The 18,028-nt window shown below is 63.2% G+C and carries 20 protein-coding genes and 1 pseudogene; 9 read left to right on the top strand and 12 right to left on the bottom strand.

Annotated elements, in window-relative coordinates; all coding sequences use genetic code 11:
• Positions 1-5 precede the first annotated feature (5 nt).
• The 6 genes from APH30_RS04155 (at position 6) to APH30_RS04130 (ending at position 3,995) form a co-directional block, all read left to right on the top strand.
• Positions 6-1,133 carry an acyl-CoA dehydrogenase gene (locus APH30_RS04155; protein ID WP_054911761.1) on the top strand — a complete coding sequence of 376 codons (1,128 nt, stop codon included), beginning with the start codon at positions 6-8 and terminating at the stop codon, positions 1,131-1,133.
• Between the two features lie 13 nt (positions 1,134-1,146).
• Positions 1,147-1,920 carry an enoyl-CoA hydratase gene (locus APH30_RS04150; RefSeq protein ID WP_054911760.1) on the top strand — a complete coding sequence of 258 codons (774 nt, stop codon included), beginning with the start codon at positions 1,147-1,149 and terminating at the stop codon, positions 1,918-1,920.
• Positions 1,921-2,202: 282 nt separating this feature from the next.
• Positions 2,203-2,607 (top strand): TraR/DksA family transcriptional regulator, encoded by a 405-nt coding sequence (locus APH30_RS04145; protein ID WP_003250099.1) that lies wholly within the window; start codon positions 2,203-2,205, stop codon positions 2,605-2,607.
• A 177-nt stretch (positions 2,608-2,784) separates the two neighbouring features.
• The gene (locus APH30_RS04140) at positions 2,785-2,979 is read left to right on the top strand and encodes a hypothetical protein (RefSeq protein WP_054911759.1); all 195 of its coding nucleotides are present in this window, start codon (positions 2,785-2,787) and stop codon (positions 2,977-2,979) included.
• Positions 2,980-3,315: 336 nt separating this feature from the next.
• On the top strand, positions 3,316-3,786 hold the full coding sequence (locus tag APH30_RS04135) for a hypothetical protein (protein WP_033744322.1): 471 nt from the start codon (positions 3,316-3,318) through the stop codon (positions 3,784-3,786).
• Entirely contained in the window at positions 3,783-3,995 is a 213-nt protein-coding gene (locus tag APH30_RS04130) for a hypothetical protein (protein ID WP_029885263.1), read from the top strand. The genes APH30_RS04135 and APH30_RS04130 overlap by 4 nt, the downstream gene beginning before the upstream one ends.
• Before the next feature lie 12 nt (positions 3,996-4,007).
• Here the strand turns inward: APH30_RS04130 and APH30_RS04125 are convergent, their stop codons facing one another.
• From APH30_RS04125 to APH30_RS04095, 7 genes are all read right to left on the bottom strand, one after another.
• Entirely contained in the window at positions 4,008-4,373 is a 366-nt protein-coding gene (locus tag APH30_RS04125; protein WP_009684171.1) for a Na+/H+ antiporter subunit G, read from the bottom strand.
• Positions 4,370-4,648 (bottom strand): K+/H+ antiporter subunit F, encoded by a 279-nt coding sequence (locus APH30_RS04120; RefSeq protein ID WP_009684170.1) that lies wholly within the window; start codon positions 4,646-4,648, stop codon positions 4,370-4,372. The genes APH30_RS04125 and APH30_RS04120 overlap by 4 nt, the downstream gene beginning before the upstream one ends.
• Entirely contained in the window at positions 4,645-5,133 is a 489-nt protein-coding gene (locus APH30_RS04115) for a Na+/H+ antiporter subunit E (protein WP_009684169.1), read from the bottom strand. Before APH30_RS04115 ends, APH30_RS04120 begins: the two co-directional genes overlap by 4 nt.
• Positions 5,130-6,809, bottom strand: coding sequence for a monovalent cation/H+ antiporter subunit D (locus APH30_RS04110; protein ID WP_054911758.1), 1,680 nt, complete (start codon positions 6,807-6,809; stop codon positions 5,130-5,132). The genes APH30_RS04115 and APH30_RS04110 overlap by 4 nt, the downstream gene beginning before the upstream one ends.
• Entirely contained in the window at positions 6,806-7,150 is a 345-nt protein-coding gene (locus APH30_RS04105; RefSeq protein WP_003250128.1) for a Na+/H+ antiporter subunit C, read from the bottom strand. The genes APH30_RS04110 and APH30_RS04105 overlap by 4 nt, the downstream gene beginning before the upstream one ends.
• The gene (locus APH30_RS04100) at positions 7,150-10,065 is read right to left on the bottom strand and encodes a monovalent cation/H+ antiporter subunit A (protein ID WP_054911757.1); all 2,916 of its coding nucleotides are present in this window, start codon (positions 10,063-10,065) and stop codon (positions 7,150-7,152) included. The genes APH30_RS04105 and APH30_RS04100 overlap by 1 nt, the downstream gene beginning before the upstream one ends.
• A 150-nt stretch (positions 10,066-10,215) precedes the next feature.
• A complete protein-coding gene (locus tag APH30_RS04095; protein ID WP_054911756.1) occupies positions 10,216-11,166 on the bottom strand; it encodes a DMT family transporter in 951 nt (316 codons plus the stop codon).
• An 84-nt stretch (positions 11,167-11,250) separates the two neighbouring features.
• Between APH30_RS04095 and APH30_RS04090 the strand changes: the two genes are divergently transcribed.
• Positions 11,251-11,814 (top strand): helix-turn-helix domain-containing protein, encoded by a 564-nt coding sequence (locus APH30_RS04090; protein ID WP_054906208.1) that lies wholly within the window; start codon positions 11,251-11,253, stop codon positions 11,812-11,814.
• Positions 11,815-11,892: 78 nt separating this feature from the next.
• Here the strand turns inward: APH30_RS04090 and APH30_RS27490 are convergent.
• Positions 11,893-12,081 (bottom strand): annotated as a pseudogene (locus APH30_RS27490) (cysteine hydrolase); the annotation flags it as partial.
• A 74-nt stretch (positions 12,082-12,155) separates the two neighbouring features.
• Here APH30_RS27490 and APH30_RS04085 point away from each other — a divergent pair.
• Positions 12,156-12,536 (top strand): antibiotic biosynthesis monooxygenase, encoded by a 381-nt coding sequence (locus APH30_RS04085; protein ID WP_009684162.1) that lies wholly within the window; start codon positions 12,156-12,158, stop codon positions 12,534-12,536.
• On the opposite strand, the gene APH30_RS04080 is transcribed toward APH30_RS04085, so the two are convergent.
• Both APH30_RS04080 and APH30_RS04075 read right to left on the bottom strand, forming a co-directional pair.
• Positions 12,515-13,285 (bottom strand): S9 family peptidase, encoded by a 771-nt coding sequence (locus APH30_RS04080; RefSeq protein ID WP_054911755.1) that lies wholly within the window; start codon positions 13,283-13,285, stop codon positions 12,515-12,517. The genes APH30_RS04085 and APH30_RS04080 overlap by 22 nt on opposite strands.
• The gene (locus APH30_RS04075) at positions 13,269-14,381 is read right to left on the bottom strand and encodes a DUF3182 family protein (RefSeq protein WP_054911754.1); all 1,113 of its coding nucleotides are present in this window, start codon (positions 14,379-14,381) and stop codon (positions 13,269-13,271) included. Before APH30_RS04075 ends, APH30_RS04080 begins: the two co-directional genes overlap by 17 nt.
• Before the next feature lie 186 nt (positions 14,382-14,567).
• Between APH30_RS04075 and APH30_RS04070 the strand changes: the two genes are divergently transcribed.
• The gene (locus tag APH30_RS04070) at positions 14,568-16,376 is read left to right on the top strand and encodes an aminopeptidase P family protein (protein ID WP_054911753.1); all 1,809 of its coding nucleotides are present in this window, start codon (positions 14,568-14,570) and stop codon (positions 16,374-16,376) included.
• Between the two features lie 39 nt (positions 16,377-16,415).
• Here the strand turns inward: APH30_RS04070 and APH30_RS04065 are convergent, their stop codons facing one another.
• Entirely contained in the window at positions 16,416-16,697 is a 282-nt protein-coding gene (locus tag APH30_RS04065; protein ID WP_009684158.1) for a hypothetical protein, read from the bottom strand.
• Positions 16,698-16,886: 189 nt separating this feature from the next.
• Positions 16,887-17,774, bottom strand: a complete 888-nt coding sequence (gene rhtA, locus APH30_RS04060) for a threonine/homoserine exporter RhtA (RefSeq protein WP_054911752.1) — start codon at positions 17,772-17,774, stop codon at positions 16,887-16,889.
• Positions 17,775-18,028 lie beyond the last annotated feature (254 nt).

The raw sequence follows: 18,028 nt of genomic DNA, 5'->3' as shown, positions 1-18,028 counted from the left end.
GAACCATGCTGGTAACTGACGAGCAACAACAGATTTGCGACGCGGTCCGTGCTTTCGCCCAGGAGCGCCTCAAGCCGTTTGCAGAGCAGTGGGACAAGGCGCACCGCTTCCCCAGGGAGGCGATCGACGAAATGGCCGAGCTGGGCCTGTTCGGCATGCTGGTGCCGGAAGCCTGGGGTGGCAGCGACACCGGCTACGTGGCCTATGCCATGGCCCTGGAGGAGGTTGCTGCAGGTGATGGCGCGTGCTCGACCATCATGAGCGTGCACAACTCGGTGGGCTGCGTGCCGATCCTGCACTTTGGCAGCGAGCAGCAGAAAGCGCAGTTTCTGGCGCCGCTGGCCAGCGGCGCGATGCTCGGTGCTTTTGCCCTGACCGAACCCCAGGCGGGTTCTGACGCCAGCAGCCTGAAGACCCGCGCCCGTCTGGATGGCGACCATTACGTGCTCAATGGCAGTAAGCAATTCATCACTTCCGGCCAGAACGCCGGGGTTGTGATCGTGTTTGCCGTAACCGACCCGGATGCCGGCAAGCGCGGCATCAGCGCCTTCATCGTGCCCACCGATTCACCCGGCTACCAGGTGGCACGGGTAGAGGACAAGCTCGGCCAGCACGCTTCCGACACCTGCCAGATCGTCTTCGACAATGTGCGGGTGCCGGTGGCCAACCGGCTGGGTGCCGAGGGTGAGGGCTACAAGATCGCCCTGGCCAACCTTGAAGGTGGCCGTATCGGTATTGCTTCCCAGGCGGTGGGCATGGCCCGGGCCGCGTTTGAAGTGGCGCGTGAGTACGCCAACGAGCGGCAAAGCTTCGGCAAGGCGTTGGTCGAGCACCAGGCGGTGGCGTTCCGCCTGGCTGACATGGCGACTCAGATCGCGGTGGCCCGGCAGATGGTGTTGCACGCCGCTGCGCTACGCGATGCCGGGCGCCCAGCCCTGGTGGAAGCATCAATGGCCAAGCTGTTTGCCTCGGAAATGGCCGAAAAGGTCTGTTCGCACGCCTTGCAGACCCTGGGCGGTTATGGCTATCTGAGCGACTTCCCCCTGGAGCGGATTTACCGCGACGTTCGGGTTTGCCAGATTTACGAAGGCACCAGCGACATTCAGCGCATGGTCATTGCGCGCAACCTATGAAGGAGCAGATTGCATGGCATTCGAAACCATCCTGTTGGATATCCACGGCAAGGTCGGCCTGATCACCCTCAACCGGCCGCAGGCGCTGAACGCGCTGAACGCGCAGATCGTCGGCGAAATCAACCAGGCCCTCGACCAGCTGGAGCGCGATGCCAATATTGGCTGCGTGGTGCTGACCGGCTCGGCGAAGGCGTTTGCCGCGGGTGCCGACATTAAGGAAATGGCCGAGCTGCAATACCCGCAGATCTACGTCGATGACCTGTTCAGCGATGCCGACCGCATCGCCAACCGCCGCAAACCTATCATTGCTGCGGTGTCCGGCTTTGCCCTGGGCGGCGGCTGTGAGCTGGCGATGATGTGCGATTTCATCCTCGCCGCCGACAATGCCAAATTCGGCCAACCGGAAATCAACCTTGGCGTACTGCCGGGCATGGGCGGCACGCAGCGCCTGACACGGGCGGTGGGCAAGGCCAAGGCGATGGAGCTGTGCCTGACCGGTCGCCTGATGGGCGCTGAAGAGGCGGAGCGGGCCGGGCTGGTGGCGCGGATCGTGCCGCAGGCCGAGCTGGTGGAGGAGGCACTGAAAGTTGCGGCGACCATCGCCAGCAAGTCGATTCCGGTGAGCATGATGGTGAAGGAAAGCGTCAACCGGGCATTTGAAGTTACCCTCAGCGAGGGTGTGCGGTTTGAACGCCGTGTATTCCACGCGGCTTTCGCCACCGAGGACCAGAAAGAAGGCATGGCCGCTTTCATTGCCAAGCGTGAGGCACAGTTCAACGACCGTTGATTGAAGTGTGTGACCAACTGTTCGCGCCTGGGCGGCTCCGACCCGCTCGGCGCGCAACCCATCTGGGCGCTGGCCCCAGCTGCCAGCTCGACACCGACCAGCGGATTCTGGTGCCGGAAAGCAAATTCGCAGCCTTTTGCAGTTGCTCCACGCGACGTGGCGCCTTAGACTGCCGCCCCCTGTAAAAGAGTGCCGATTGGCGCTTGAAGAATTCCGTTGCCGATGCCGAGGCGTCGGCGGCACCTGAATCGCCCAAATGCACATTTTTTCATAGAGAAATCGATGACCAAGGAACAGTTGCTGGCCATGTCGGCCGATGACTACATGAACGCCGACCAGCTCGCCTTCTTCACTGAGCTGCTGCAGGCGATGAAAGTCGAAACCCATGAACGCATCGAGCTCAGCCGCACCACCATCGAAGGCCTGGACACGCCGTCGGACCCAGCCGACGTGGCTTCGGTCGAAGAAGAGCGCAGCTGGCTGGTGAATGCCATCGACCGCGACCAGCGCCTGCTGCCTCAGCTGGAAATGGCCCTGGACCGTATTGCCGACGAAAGCTTCGGCTGGTGCGACGACAGCGGTGAGCCCATCGGCCTGAAGCGTCTGCTGATCAGCCCGACCACCAAATACTGCATCGAAGCCCAAGAGCGCCACGAGCAGCTCGACCGCCACCAGCGCCAGGTGTAACCCCTCGCGCGGTGCCGAGCCCCACGGAGCGATCCCTGGGGCTTTTTGCGTTTGTTGTCGCCCCGTTTTTGTTGCTGCAGGCGTAACACAGCTGTACCGGGCGGCGCTGTTTCATCCTTGGGCGCAGGCGTATCATGGCTATATCGTTAGGGTGCTACTTAAATTCCGGAGGGAATGATGCATAGCCGAGTCGATGTGGCCGTGATGATCGGTTCAAGTGTGCCCGCCACAATGCAGGCACTGGGCAGGCGTGTCTGCTGGGTGGTGCTGGTCAACGGTGAGCGGCGCGGTACCGCTTTTGCCACGCGCGAGGAAGCGTTGGAGTGCCAGGCTGCCTGGCAGCGACAACTGAAGAAAGGGCTCGCCGCCTGAAAATGTTGTTTGCCTCTCGACGGGTTTCAGTGTTTTCGGGCATATTTGTCCTACAGTAATGCGCACCAGGGTTTGCCTTCTTGCAGGCTCACGCCCTGGCCGTGTTTTCTGGCGAGTGATCTCAGGCATCACGTTTCCCGTGCCGGGAATGGGCCAAACGCCTTCGGTTGAAGGCGAATCTGGCAAACCAGAGTAAAGTTTCCTGCGCGCTGCATCGTCGGCGGGCACAGACATTTCGTATATCGCTTTATTACTCTTTTCGCCTATCGATAAGACAGGGCCGTGCCTCCCCGAGCTTGGGTGAGGGCGGGTTGTAACCGGTTGAGGATTACTTCATTGGCAGTCAGCACACTTGATACCCATGCGTTGTTCGCCCTCGGCGACTTGCGCGGTAAATTGGCCCAACTGTTCCAGGGCCGCTTCATTTATGTAACCGAACAGAATCCCGAAGGCCTGTACATGGCCGAAATCGACACAGAAAGTGCGTTGGTGGTAGACGATAAACAGCGCCTGGAACTGAAAGTTGGCGACCATTTCCGCGCTGCCGTATTGCCCAGCCGCGAAGGCGGCAAGTTGGAAATGCGCTTCCGGGAAATCAAGTTGAATGTCTATGGCGTGGGTGATTACGCTTTCGTTTCCGTGCCGGAAGGCGAGGGCATCGTGTTTCGCGAAGGCCAAGGGGTCATGTTGGTATTCGCCGCGCAGCAGCAGATACAGGAAGGCCTGGGCAAGTTGCTGAAGGCGGTAACCGGCAAAGTTGCCAAATGGCGCAAGGGCGAGCTGACCACCTTCAAGGCCAGTGAATGACTGCAACTGATGATGCGCCCGCCAGCCGGGCGGAGTTTCATCGGCAGCATCATGCGGCTGCCGTAGCCGAGGCGCAGCGTATGCTGGCCCGGCGCGATGCATTGCAAGGGGCCTGGTTGAACTGGGTGGCGGCAGAGCTGTACAGGCTCGGCCCGCCACCTTACGCCGCCATGGTGCGCCGCGAGTTGCAGCGCCTGAGCCAGGTGTGAGGCGGCAGACCTTCAGTTGCCACTGTCGCAGCCGCTGCTGACCTCTTCAGGCACTGGCTCTTTCGCCACCCGCTTGCGGAACAGCGCTGCCCGTGCGAGCAGCAACGTGGTCACCGGCACAGTGATCGACAGCAGAATGGGGATCAGCCAGGCGTGCAGCACCGCCGCGTCCTTCAACCACGAAAAATAGATGATCGAGGCCAGTGCCACGCACCAGGCGCCGATGGTCGAGGCCAGTGCCGGTGGGTGCATGCGCTGGAAGTAGTCTTTCAGGCGCACCAGGCCCACTGCACCTACCAGGGCGAACAGGCTGCCGGTGATCAGCAGCACCGCCGTGATCAGTTCCAGCCAGAATGGCAGTACCAAGGTTTCAGTCATTCGATCACCTCACCGCGCAGCAGGAACTTGGCCAGGGCAAACGAGCCGACGAAGCCGAACAGCGCAATCAACAGGGCACCTTCGAAGTAGGTGTCACTGGCATAACGGATACCCAGCACCAGCATGGTCAGCATGGCCAGGATATACAGGTAGTCCAGCGCCAGGACCCGGTCCTGGGCAGACGGGCCACGGAACAGCCTGAACAGCGCCAGGGCCATGGCCAGGGCGAAAATGAACAGGCTGGCGAGGACAGCGTTGGCGAGCAGGCCTGTCATTGGAAAATCTCCATCAGTGGGCGTTCATACGTGTCCTTGAAGTGCTGGACGAAGGCCGCTTCATCGTCCAGGTCGAACACATGCAGCAGCAATACGCTGCGGTCCAGAGCCAGTTCCGACCAGACTGTGCCAGGCACCACCGTGGTAATCATCGCCAGTGCCGCCAGGCCGTGCGGGTCGCGCAGGGCCAGCGGTATATGCACGAACGCCGAACGTGGCGGCTGCTTGCCGGCCCGCAGCACGCCGCGGGCAACCAGCAGGTTGGACATGATGACATCGACGCCGACCCGGCCGATAAGCCGGGCGACGACCAGCGGCCGCTTGACGTGTGCGTGCTGCGGCCGCAAGGGGGCCATCAGCAGTGGCGCCAGTACGCCAAGGGCGGCGCCCAGCAGCAGGTTACCGGGGCTGACCGAGAGGTTGAGCAGCAGCCACAGGCCGAACAGCGAGACCGAGAGGAGCGGGGCGGGGAACATGCGGCTCATGGCAGCACCTCGGCGCTGGGCGAAGTCGGGCCAGGGATCGGCCGGGCGGCCATTACGGCATCGATATAGGCATCTGGCGCCTGCAGGCTGGCGGCCGTGTCCTGGGTGTAGCGCAGCAATGGCTCGGCCTTGAGGCTGAGGAAGATGCACAGGCCGAGCAGAATGACGATCGGCAGGCATTCGAACCGGCGCAGTACGGGTGACGGGCGCTCTTCGGGCTTCCAGAAGCGTTGGATGCCAACCCGGCCGAAGGCGATCAGCGAGGCCATGCCCGAGATTATCAGCAACGCTACCAGCCCCCAGCCGGCCGCACTCAGGGGCTGCTCGACGGGGCCGCCCAGGCCGTTTGGGTTGAACAAGGCGCTGATCAGGTTGAGCTTGCCGACGAAGCCCGAGAGGGGCGGCATGCCGATGATCAGCAAGGCGCAGGCGATGAAACTCAGGCCCAGGAAAGCCATGGTCCAAGGGATGATCTGGCCGATCACCGCCTTCTGCTCGTCATCGAGGTTGATACCTTTGGGGGGGTGTAGGGACTCCAGCGGGGGCGGCATCACATCTTCTTCTTCGTCCAGCGGCGCTTCGTTGGCCGAGCGCGAGCGTTCGACCAGCTCGGCGAGCAGGAACAGGGCGCACAGTGCCAGGGTCGAGTTGACCAGATAGAACAGTGCCGCACCGGTCAGCGCGGGCTGGGCAAAGCCGACCGCGCCCAGCAGGGTGCCGGCCGAAACCAGGATGCTCAGGGCTGCCATGCGTTCCAGGCGCTGTGCTGCGAGAATGCACACTGCGGCCACCGCCAGGGTCACCAGGCCGCCGTACACCAGCCATTGGCCGCCGAAATGGGCCGAAGCGCCGGCCTGGCCGGAGAACAGCAGCGTCCACAGGCGCAACACGGCGTACAGGCCGACCTTGGTCATGATGGCGAACAGCGCAGCCACCGGCGCACTGGCCGATGCATAGGCCGGTACCAACCAGAAGTTGAGCGGCCAGATGCCGGCCTTGACCAGGAAAGCCATGGCCAGGATGGCTGCACCGGCGTGCAGCAGGCCACGGTCAGCTTCTGGCACCAGGGGAATCTTCAGGGCCAGGTCAGCCATGTTCAGGGTGCCGGTCACGCCGTACAGCATCGCCGCGCCAATCAGGAAGAGCGACGAGGCAAACAGGTTGATGGCGATGTAGTGCAGGCCGGCACGCACGCGCGCGCGCCCCGAACCATGCAGCAACAGGCCGTAGGAGGCGGCCAGAAGCACTTCGAAGAACACGAACAGGTTGAACAGGTCGGCTGTGAGGAACGCGCCGTACAGGCCCATCAGCTGGATCTGGAACAGTGCGTGAAAGCTGGCCCCGGCACTGTCCCAGCGGGCGCGGGCAAACAACAGGGCACTGAAGCCGATGACCCCGGTCAGGGTCAGCAGCAGCGCAGACAAGTGGTCCAGCACCAGCACGATACCGAATGGCGCTGGCCAGTTACCCGGCAGGTACACGCCGATCGATTCTGCCTGGCCCTGGGTGCGTACCCACAGCAGCAGGCTGACGGCGATGGCCAGGCCGGTGAGGGTCGACAGCAGGTTCAGGCGGGCTTTGATGCGGCGGTGTTTTTCGCCCAGCAGCAGCATCAGGGCCGCCGTGACCAACGGTAGCAGGATGGGCGCGACGATCAGTTGACTCATGTCGCTCATTCGTCACGCTCCCGGCCATCGACGTGGTCGGTCCCGGTCAGGCCCCGCGAGGCCAGTAGCACCACCAGGAACAGCGCGGTCATGGCAAAGCTGATCACGATGGCGGTCAACACCAAGGCTTGCGGCAGCGGGTCGGTGTAATGCAGCAAGTCCTGGGTCACGCCGTCCTTGATAATTGGCTCTTTGCCAATGAACAGGCTGCCCATGCTGAAGATGAACAGGTTGACGCCGTACGACAGCAGGCACAGGCCCATGATGACCTGGTAGGTACGCGGGCGCAGGATCAGCCATACGCCCGAGGCGGCCAGCACTCCGATGGCGACTGCAATGACTTCTTCCATCAGGCGGCTCCTGCTTGGTTGGTTTTCGCCGGGTTACCCGGGCGGTAGGCACGCACCGACTGGTGCGCCAGCGCAGTAAGGATCAACAGGGTCGAACCGACCACCACGGTGTACACGCCGACATCGAAGAACAGCGCACTGGCCACGTGCACGTCGCCCAGCAAGGGCAAGTGCAGGTGGGCGGTATGGGTGGTCAGGAACGGGTAGCCGAGCAGCATGGCGCCGCCCCCGGTGAGGGTTGCGCAAAGCAGGCCGGTGCCCATCCAGCGCAGCGGCCGCAGGCTCATCTGCGCCTCGACCCATTGGGTGCCCGCCACCATGTACTGCAGGATGAACGCCACCGACATTACCAGGCCAGCGACAAAGCCGCCCCCTGGCTGGTTGTGCCCGCGCATGAACAGGTACATCGAGACCAGCAGGGCGATGGGCAGCAGCAGGCGCACCAGCACCGCTGGCACCATCATGAAGCCCAGTGCGGTATCGGTGGCATGCCGCGGGTTGATCAGGTCGGTGACCACGTCAGGCGCCAGCTGGCGCTGCTGGGCCGGCAACTGCATGCTCTCCTTGGGTGGGCGGAAGCGTCGCAGCAGGGCGAACACGGTCAGCGCCACGGCCACCAGCACGGTGATTTCACCGAGGGTGTCGAAACCGCGGAAGTCGACCAGCATGACGTTGACCACATTGGTGCCACCGCCCTGCGGCAGTGCGCGGCTGAGGTAGAACGAGGAAATGTCATTGGGTGTCGGCCGCGTCAGCATGGCATACGACAACAAGGCCATGCCGCCACCAACCAGTACCGCCAGCAGCAGGTCGCGCAAGCGGCGTATGCGCGCACGCTCCAGGCTGCCGGGCGATGGCGAGACGCCTTCGATACGCCGAGGCAACCAGCGCAAGCCGAGCAGGATAAGCACGGTGGTGACCACTTCCACCACCAACTGGGTCAGGGCCAGGTCGGGTGCGGAGAACCAGACGAAGGTGATGCAGGTCATCAGGCCGCAGACGCTGACCATGGTCAGGGCTGCCAGGCGATGGTACTTGGCCTGGTAGGCAGCGCCGATGGCGCAGGCGATTGCGATCAGCCACAGCGCGACGAATACCCCGGACCCGGGAATTTTCGGCCGCTCGCCCCAGCTCAGGCCGCTGTAGAGCATGGGCGTGAGGCCGGCCAGGAATGCGGCGACCACCAGCATGAACAGCTGCGACTGCAAACGCCGGCTGGTGAGCAGGCGCTCGATGCGCCGGGCAAGCAGCATCAACTGCACCTGGCCGTATTCGAACAGGCGCTTGCCGTTGAACCGCTCGATCACCGGCGGTGAAGGGAAGCGGCCCCGGCGCAGTTGCTTGCGCAACATGAGGTACAAGACGATACCGCCGCTCATGGCGAGCAGGCTCATGATCAGCGGCGCATTCCAGCCATGCCAGATCGCCAGGCTGTATTCCGGCAGGGTGCCGCCGACCACCGGCAGTGCCGCGGCAGCCAGCAGCGGCCCGACCGACTGCGCGGGGAAAATGCCCACGACCAGGCAGGTGAGTACCAGCAGCTCCACCGGTGCCCGCATCCAGCGCGGCGGTTCATGCGGGGTGTGCGGCAGGTCCTGGGCCGTAGGGCCGAAGAACACATCGACGGTAAAGCGCAGCGCATACGCCACGCTGAACGTGCCGGCGAGGGTGGCGACTACCGGCAGGGCGGCTTCGACCCAGGCGGTGGAGCTGATGAACACCGTTTCAGCGAAGAACATTTCCTTCGACAGGAAGCCGTTCATCAAGGGCACGCCAGCCATCGCGGCACTGGCCACCATGGCCAGGGTGGCGGTGTACGGCACCAGGCGGATCAGGCCACTGAGGCGGCGGATGTCGCGGGTTCCGCTTTCGTGGTCGATGATGCCGGCGGCCATGAACAGCGAGGCTTTGAAGGTGGCATGGTTGAGGATGTGGAACACCGCGGCGACCGCGGCCAGCGGGCTGTTCAGGCCGAGCAGCAGGGTAATCAGGCCGAGATGGCTGATGGTCGAGTAGGCCAGAAGGCCCTTCAGGTCATTCTGGAACATCGCGGCGAAGGCGCCGAGCAACAGCGTGATGGCGCCGGCGCCGCCGACGATCCAGAACCACTCCTCGCTGCCGGAGAGCACTGGCCACAGGCGGGCCAGCAGGAATACCCCGGCCTTGACCATGGTTGCGGAGTGCAGGTAGGCCGATACCGGCGTTGGCGCAGCCATGGCGTGGGGCAGCCAGAACTGGAAGGGGAACTGGGCGCTCTTGCTCAGGGCGCCGATCAGGATGAGGGGCAGCAGCACCGGGTACAGCGCGTGCTGGCGGATGGTGTCGCCGGCAGCCAGGACCTTGTCCAGGTCGTAGCTGCCGACCACATGGCCGAGCAGCAGCGCCCCCACCAGCAGGCACAGGCCGCCTGCGCCCGTTACCATCAGTGCCATGTAGGCGCCGCGGCGGGCGTCTGCACGGTGGTGCCAGTAGCCGATAAGCAGGAAAGAGAACAGGCTGGTGAGCTCCCAGAAGAACACCAGCTGGATCAGGTTGCCGGAAATCACCAGGCCCAGCATGGCGCCCATGAACGCCAGGAAAAAGGCGAAGAAGCGCGGCACCGGGTCTTGGGGTGACATGTAGTAGCGCGCGTACAGCGACACCAGCGTGCCGATGCCCAGCACCAGCAGCGAGAACAGCCAGGCGAAGCCGTCCATGCGCAGCACCAGGTTCAGGCCCAGGCTGGGCAGCCACAGGAACTCTTCGCGAATCACGCCCCCGTGGGCGACCTGAGGGTAAAGCAGTGCTACCTGGACGGTACCGACCAGGGCTACGAGCCCGGCAAGGATGGACTCGGCGTTTCGTGCGTTGTGCGGCAGCACGGCTGCCAGGCAACTGCCCACGAACGGCAGAAGCAATAGCACTATCAAAGACATAGCGGCCTATTCTGGAGAAGTTTGCAAGGATCATACGTGCCGGGGGGGGTGATCACCAACACGCAAGCTGTCGCAGAATCCTACAAATAGACTGTGACAAGTGATTTTTTTATAACAGTTTTTTACAAAGCATAGCTGCAGTTGGCTGCTTCATAGGCCTGCCTGCCGCTCACCCGGTACCTGTTCGCCGTCCGCTGTGGCGCATTCGCTGCGCCGCCGTACCTTGAGTTCGCTGACTACCACCGCGATCACGATCAGCAGGCCGCCCAGCAGCGCCACGCCGGGGAGCCGTTCGCCGGCGATACGCCCGACGATACCAGCCCACACCGGCTCACCAGCATAAATAAGCGTTGCCCGGGTGGGCGAGACCGACTTCTGCGCCCAGTTCATCGCCACCTGGATTACCGCACTCATCGCGCCCAGGCCTACGGCGCTTACCAGCAGCAGCCAGGAAAAGTCGGGGATGCGCTCCTGGGTCGGGACGATCATCAAAAACGCCAGCACCGACGCGGTCGCCAACTGGACAACGGTGACCCGACGCACATCGACCTGGCCGGCGTAGCGGCTGATCAGGATGATCTCGCCGGCGATCGCCACAGCGCTGACCAGGGTCACCATTTCGCCTTCACTGAAATGCAGGCTGCCGCCTTCCGGGCCGGCCAGCAGCATCAGGCCGGCGAACGCCAGGCAAATGCCGATGCTGGGCATCAGGCCTGGCCGGCGGCCGAGTACCAGCCACTGCAACAGGGGCACGAACGGCACATACAGCGCAGTGATGAACGCCGACTGGCTGCTGCTGATGGTCTGCAGGCCCATGGTCTGCAAACCATAGCCGAGCATGATCGTGACACCGATCAGCATGCCGGCCTTGAGCTCGGTGAAGGTCAGCCCAGGCAGCGCCCGCGCTGACACCACGCCCACGAACAACGCCGCTGCCGCAAAGCGCAGGCCGACGAAGAACATCGGGCCGCTGACACTCATCACGTTATGGACAAGCAGAAAGGTGCCGCCCCACAACATGGTAATGAACACCAGCACGACTTCTGCCTTGCTCAGGCGAAAGGTAACGGTGGGGGTTGGCTTGCTGCTGGGCTGGATCATGGTCTTGCACACTCGGCGTCAGGCGGCGCACAATCGCCGCAAAGTAGGCAGTATACTGCGCAATACAGAACGGTGAGCAATATAGTGCACAAAGAATCCGCGCACCGTGCTTCGGTGCTGCAACACGTCAGCCTCAATGTTCGCAGCCTGCGCAACGCCGCTGGTATGAGCCAGGCGGTGCTGGCTGAACGCTCGGGGGTCAGCCGGCGCATGCTGGTGGCCATCGAGGCGGGGGAAAAGAATGTCAGCCTGACCACCCTGGATTTGATCGCCGAGGCGTTGGGGGTGGCCTTCAGTACGCTGATCCAGGCGCCGGACCTGCGTGATCCAGGGCGTATCGAAGAGCTGGCCTGGGCGGGCGAGCACCCCCAGAGCCGGGCGGTTTTGCTGGGCACCAGCGCGGCGCGGCGCGAGGTGGAGCTGTGGGAGTGGACGCTGGCGCCGGGCGAGCGTTATGCAAGCGAGGCCGATGCCGAGGGTTGGAGTGAGCAGATCTATGTGTGCGCAGGGCAACTTACCCTGATCATCGAGGGGATAGAACATCGCCTGCAGGTGGGGCAGTTCCAGGTATTCCCCAGCAATTGCCAGTACGCCTACCGGAACGATGGCACTGTGCCGGTGCGGTTTGTGCGTAATGTGGTGATCTGAGGCCCCGCAGGTTCGACGCCCCGTGGTGGTTTGCAAGTGATCTGCCGGCGGGATGGGGCGCAAAGCGCCCCGAGCACCTCAAGCCTGTTCGGCCACCATTTCGCTCGTCTTCACGACTTTGGCGTAGGCGAAGGCCAACGCTGCCATGGTCGCATCCTGTACCTGGGCCGCTGGCACCCGCTTGCAGTCGAACATCAGTGCCAGGGTCGCGCAGGCATCGTGCACCACGGTCACTTCAAAGCCCAGGTCGGCGCGTGCACAAACCGCTTGACCTTGACTTAACTTGAGGTTTTACCCTGCTCGGCATCGCGCTGCATGCGCCCGTAGCCAGGAGACTGTCGATGTCGGCAAACCCTCAAGCCCTGTGGTTCACCCAGATGATCGAATATGAAGTGCCAAGCCCGTGCCAGCAGGCGTTGGCTCAAGCGCTGGTGGTGCGCAGCGAAGTGTTGGCAGCGCGCTGCGAAGGCCTGCAAGGCGTCAGCATTCAGGCAAGCGACGATGGCAGCCGGGTGCTGCAGTACCTGCAATGGCAGTCACGCCAGGCCTGGTCGGCGGCGGCCGAGTATTTCAACGAGGAACCCTTCCTCGAGCTGTTGCGCCGGCACCAGGCACGGGGTGTCAATTTTGCGGCCTACCAGACCTTGCGCAGCCTGGTGCGCAGCGCCGATGGCGGCCTGCATTGCCAGGTAGGGGAGGGTCAGGCGTACCACGGTGCGTAGTGTGGGTAGCGGTCCAGGCGGGCACCGATGACCATTTCGCTGATCCATGCCGCCAGCATCGAGCTGTAGGCTTTCTGGCTTTCTTCACTGGATAGCGCGTGGTCGGCGCCGTCGACCATGCGGTGGGTCAGGGAGTGGGCGCTGACGAATGCCGAGCGGTAGCTCATCAAGGTGCTGTGCGGGACATAGTCGTCCTGTTCGGACTCCACCAGCAGCACATCACCGACGAACTCGGCGCAAGCGGCCAGGGCGCGGTTGTCGGCCGGCCCCAGGGGGCGCTGGCGGTAGGCGTTCAAGCGCTGACGATCAAGGGCTTGCTTGGGGCTGTCCCATTCTTCGTCCCAGTACATGGCCGGCACCCGCAGGGCCAGCCATTTCACCGGGCGTTCGCGGGTCAGCAAGGTGGCCAGGTAGCCGCCATAGCTGCTGCCGATGATGGCGATGGCGTTGCTGTCGACCGCCGGGTGGCTGATCAGGCGGTCGTAAGCCACCAGCAGGTCTTGCAGGTTCTGCTCACGGGTGACGGTCAGGCGCTGGCTTTTGGTTTTTTCATGGCCGCGCAGGTCGAAGGTCATGCACACGCAGCCCAGGCCGGTGATATGCCGGGCGCGAGCCAGGTCACGTTGCTGGCTGCCACCCCAGCCGTGGACGAAGAGAATACCTGGCATCTTGCTGCCAGGGCTGACCAAGGTCCCGGCGATGCGGTCGTTCTCGACCTGCAGTTCGACGATTTCACTCTGAATGGCCATGCTCGCGAATCCGCGCAAATTTGCTGAGTTGTCCGAGTTCACTGTCGTTTCCTTGGTAGAAAAGGGTGGCATCCGCGGGCAGGTCGGCGCTGCCGAACACTTCATGGGTGGACGCACGTACCTGCTGCAGTGCCGGGTCGTCGGCAAATGCCTGCAGGGCCAGCAGCTCGGCGCTGCTGGCACCGCCCAGGCGCCAGGATTGTTCGAGTACCCCGCTGCATGGCTGGCCGGAGGCCGTGGTGCCGCGGGCGATATCGTAGTTGCGCCGCGACGCCACAAAGCCCGGAAAATGCCGTTCGGCAGCCTGTTCGTAGACCATGGCCTGGTTCACGGCCAGCCGCAGGTGATCTTCAAGGGGGCGTTGCAACAGGGCCTGATAGTCGCCACGGATTACGATCAGGTCAGATCCCCCGTACACCTCGCAGCCCTGATGGTCACGGGTGAGTTGCTGGGTGCCATGGTAGCTGCAGGTGAGGCCGGCCACCCTGACCTGACCAACGCTGAAGGTCTGCACTTGGCTCAGGTCTTCTTCCAGCACCAGTCCCCATACCGCCATCTGCTGGTCGTCCATACCGTTCAGCAAAGGGGTCAGCTGATCCAGTTCTGTGATCACCTGTTGCCCGCGGCCTGCGCTGGCCCGTACTGGCTTGACCCGCACAGGGCCAGCGCGCAACAGCAAGGCTGCAGCATGGCGGGCATCGGGTTTGCTGAACACCGTAAAACCGCGCAGCAAGGCGTCGCCGGCCTGGCGGGCGAAGCCGTCGGTCCAGCCCTCAGGGCCGGAGGCTCCCGCAGGCAGGGGGTGGGAAATGGCTTTGGTGGCCATGTAGGGGCAGGGTACCACGCCGCCGAATAGATCGGACTCACTGACAATGCCCAGGCTGGCAGCCTGCTCGGTGTCGGTCAGGGTTGCGGTCGGGATGCAATAGCAGTTGTTGGTGGCAACAGGCAGCCGGGTGGGCTGCACAGGGGGGCAGCCCAGCAAGCGTGCCAGGCCCTCGGCGAGCTTCAGGTGCACGGCCCGCTCATGCTCGGGGGTATGTTCCCGAGTGTCGAGCAGCACGACTGCAGTTTTAGCGGGGCAGGCACTGGGCATGGTCTGCTGCCTGTGTGTGGCGAATGTACAGTGTGTGAAGCCGTGACCCTGGGGAAGTTCATCAATACTTGATCGGCGGTCCTTGTGTAGGACGGTTCCGGTTCGGGCCTGGGCGATTGCAGGGCTTTGGCGCCTGCTCCATTATCCGCCTATAGGATCAACCGTGATGTAGCCGCAGGAGAGCGCATGAACGTGCAGACCCCCTTTGAACACAGCGTGCCACAGCGCCTGGTGCGGGTGCGCCAGGCCATGGCGGCAAGGCACATCGATGCCTTGCTGGTGCCTTCAGCCGACCCGCACCTCTCCGAATACCTGCCCGGCTATTGGCAAGGGCGCCAGTGGCTGTCGGGGTTTCATGGCTCGGTGGGTACACTGGTGGTGACCTCGGCGTTTGCCGGGCTATGGGTCGATAGCCGCTACTGGGAACAGGCCGAGCATGAATTGGCCGGCAGTGGCATCGAGCTGATGAAGCTGTCGCCGGGCAAGCCTGGCGCGCTGGAGTGGCTGGGAGAGCACGCTGAGCCCAACGGCACCGTGGCAGTCGACGGTGCCGTCATGGCATTGGCCTCGGCGCGGCAATTGGCAGAGCGCCTGAAGGCGCGCGGGGCGCGGCTGGTAACCGACCAGGACCTGCTGGGCGAGGTGTGGGACGGGCGCCCGGCGCTGCCTGGCAATCCGGTCTATCAGCATTTGCAGCCGCACGCCACGACGAGCCGGGCGCAAAAGCTCGCGCAGTTGCGCCAGGCCATGCAGGCCAAGGGGGCCGACTGGCACTTCATTGCCACCCTCGATGACATCGCCTGGCTGTTCAATCTGCGCGGTAGCGACGTCTCATACAACCCGGTGTTTCTGGCCTTCGCCTTGATCAGCCAGCAGCAGGCCATGCTGTTCGTTGGCCAAGGCAAGGTGGATGCGCACCTGCGCCAGGTACTGGCGAGCGACGGTGTCGAAGTGCGCGATTACAGCGAAGCAGGGCAGGCGCTGGCTGCCGTGGCGGCAGGCAGCCGGCTGCTGGTGGACCCGGCACGCGTCACCTGCAGCCTGTTGGCCAACTTGCCGGTGGGTGTGGAGCTGGTCGAGGGGCTGAACCCCACCACCCTGAGCAAGGCCTGCAAGGGTGACGCTGATCTCCCCTACATCCGTCAGGTCATGGAGGAAGACGGGGCGGCATTGTGCGAATTCTTCGCCTGGCTGGAAGCCAACCTTGGTCGAGAGGTCGTCACCGAGCTGACCGTGGACGAGCAATTGAGTGCCGCACGTGCACGGCGGGCGAATTTCGTGTCGCTGAGCTTTTCGACCATTGCAGCCTTCAATGCCAATGGTGCGATGCCGCATTACCGCGCCACCGAGCAGTCGCATGCACGCATCGAAGGCAACGGGCTGTTGCTGATCGATTCGGGTGGGCAGTACCTGGGGGGGACGACTGACATCACTCGCATGGTGCCGGTGGGTGTTCCCAGCCACGCGCAGAAGGAAGACTGCACCCGCGTGCTCAAAGGCATGATCGCCCTGTCGCGGGCCACGTTTCCCCGTGGCATCCTGTCGCCCCTGCTCGATGCCATTGCGCGCGCGCCGATCTGGGCGGACCAGGTCGACTACGGGCATGGGACCGGGCACGGGGTGGGCTATTTCCTCAATGTGCATGAGGGGCCGCAAGTGATTGCCTACCAGGCGGCACCGGCGCCCCATACGGCCATGCAGGCGGGCATGATCAGCTCGATCGAGCCGGGCACCTACAGGCCAGGGCAATGGGGGGTACGCATCGAGAATCTGGTGGTCAACCGCGAAGCAGGCACGAGCGCCTTCGGTGACTTCCTGAACTTCGAGACCTTGACGCTGTGCCCGATCGACACCCGCTGCCTCCTGCCCGAACGACTGACCCAATGCGAACTGGAGTGGCTCAATGGCTATCATGCCCACGTGCGCGAGCGTTTGGCCCCGTTGTTGAAAGGGGAGGCGCTTGGCTGGCTCGAAGCGCGCACCGCGCCGCTGTAAAGCGCGGCAAAGAGGGCAGCCGATGCGCTGCCCTTGCTGCTATTTGCAGATGACGATCATGCTGCGGCTGGTGTAGCCCGCTGGGTTGATGCCGAACAAATAGTCACCGTCTTCTTCGTCGCTGTCACCAGACCGTGCGACCACCCGGTAACCGCGGGTGCTGCAAGCGCTTGCAGCCTTGCTGTAACACTTGTCCCACGAGGATGAAAGGCCGGAGCAATTGATATGCAGGCCCTTTTTGCCCTTCTTGACCTCGGTCTTGGCCGTGGCGGCACATCCAGCAATAGCCAAGATGGCCAGGATGAGAAAAATACGTTTCATTCCTGTCCTTATATGCAGGGCGAATCCGATGTCAGACTCTGTCGTTATCGCTTCGGTTCTTCCTGAGCTTCCTCAGCGCCAGGGTTCGCTTCAGTAGAGCGCGTGAAGATCGTGATGCCGTGACAGCTTAATCAGCGGGGCCGATCGCGACAATCACTAATACGGTCTCAAATGAAAATATTTCTCATATCAGTCGGCGGCGATGGGTGGGCTGGTTTCTTTTCGCATCGACAGCGTAGTGCCCACAGAGGCCGCAATGATCGCCAGGATCGCCAGCCATTGGGTGACTGTCAGAACTTCGCCAAGGAACAAAAGGCCCGACAGCGCCCCGAATGCAGGCTCGATGCTCATGAGGGTGCCGAAAGTGCGCGCCGGAATGCGCGTCAGGGCAACCATCTCCAGGCTGTAGGGCAGGGCGGTCGACAGCACTGCAACGGCGAGCGCTACGGGAATCAGCGCCGGGGTGAGCAGTGCGCTGCCGGCATGGGCGATGCCGATAGGTGCGACGAACAGGGCGGCTACCACAACGCCCAGGGCGGCACTCTGGATGCCATGCTCGGCGCCGGCGCGTTGCCCGAACAGGATATACAGTGCCCAGCAAACACCCGCCCCCAGCGCATAGGCTGCGCCCACAGGGTCAAGTGCTTGCCCGCCATGGCCGGCTGGCAGCAAGAGCAGTAAGCCAACAATGGCCAATGCGATCCAAAGGAAGTCGGTGGGTCGACGCGACGACAGCAGCGCCACGGCTAGCGGACCGGTGAACTCAAGGGCCACGGCAATGCCGATGGGCACCGTTTGCAGTGCCATATAAAAGAGGAAATTCATGCCGCCCAGGGCCATGCCATAAATGATGACGTTGCGCAGGGTTTTGGCGGTCAGGCGAACCCGCCAGGGGCGCAGTATCAGCAGCATGATGATGCTGGCGAAGATCAGCCGCAGGGTGGTGGTGCCTTGTGCGCCAACGATGGGGAACATGCTTTTGGCCAAGGAAGCGCCTGACTGGATCGATGCCATGGCAATCAGCAGCAAGCCTATCGGGAAGAGGGTGGCGGCCAGGCTCCGGGGCTGGGTGTTCATTTAAGGGCGGCATTCCTTGGAGGGGGGTGAGCAATATAGTGCGCAATTAGCAGGGTGATGGGCAAGGTACCCTGCAGAGGTTTTGTAGCGCTGGCTAGCGTGTAGGGCAGGGTGCAGGGCGAGCACGCTGTTGCTCGGCTGCAGGGATTCTGCGGAAAACCTAAATTATTGAAATTAAAGGTTGACCTACAAAAACGCCGCCCTATAATGCGCACCACTCCAACGCGGTAGCAGGCACTGCCAGGCACTGTGTT

Source organism: Pseudomonas sp. NBRC 111127, from assembly GCF_001320345.1.
GTDB classification, from domain to species: domain Bacteria; phylum Pseudomonadota; class Gammaproteobacteria; order Pseudomonadales; family Pseudomonadaceae; genus Aquipseudomonas; species Aquipseudomonas juntendi.
Note: the sequence above shows the minus strand (reverse complement) of the source record. Positions and strands in the feature narration are given on the sequence as shown.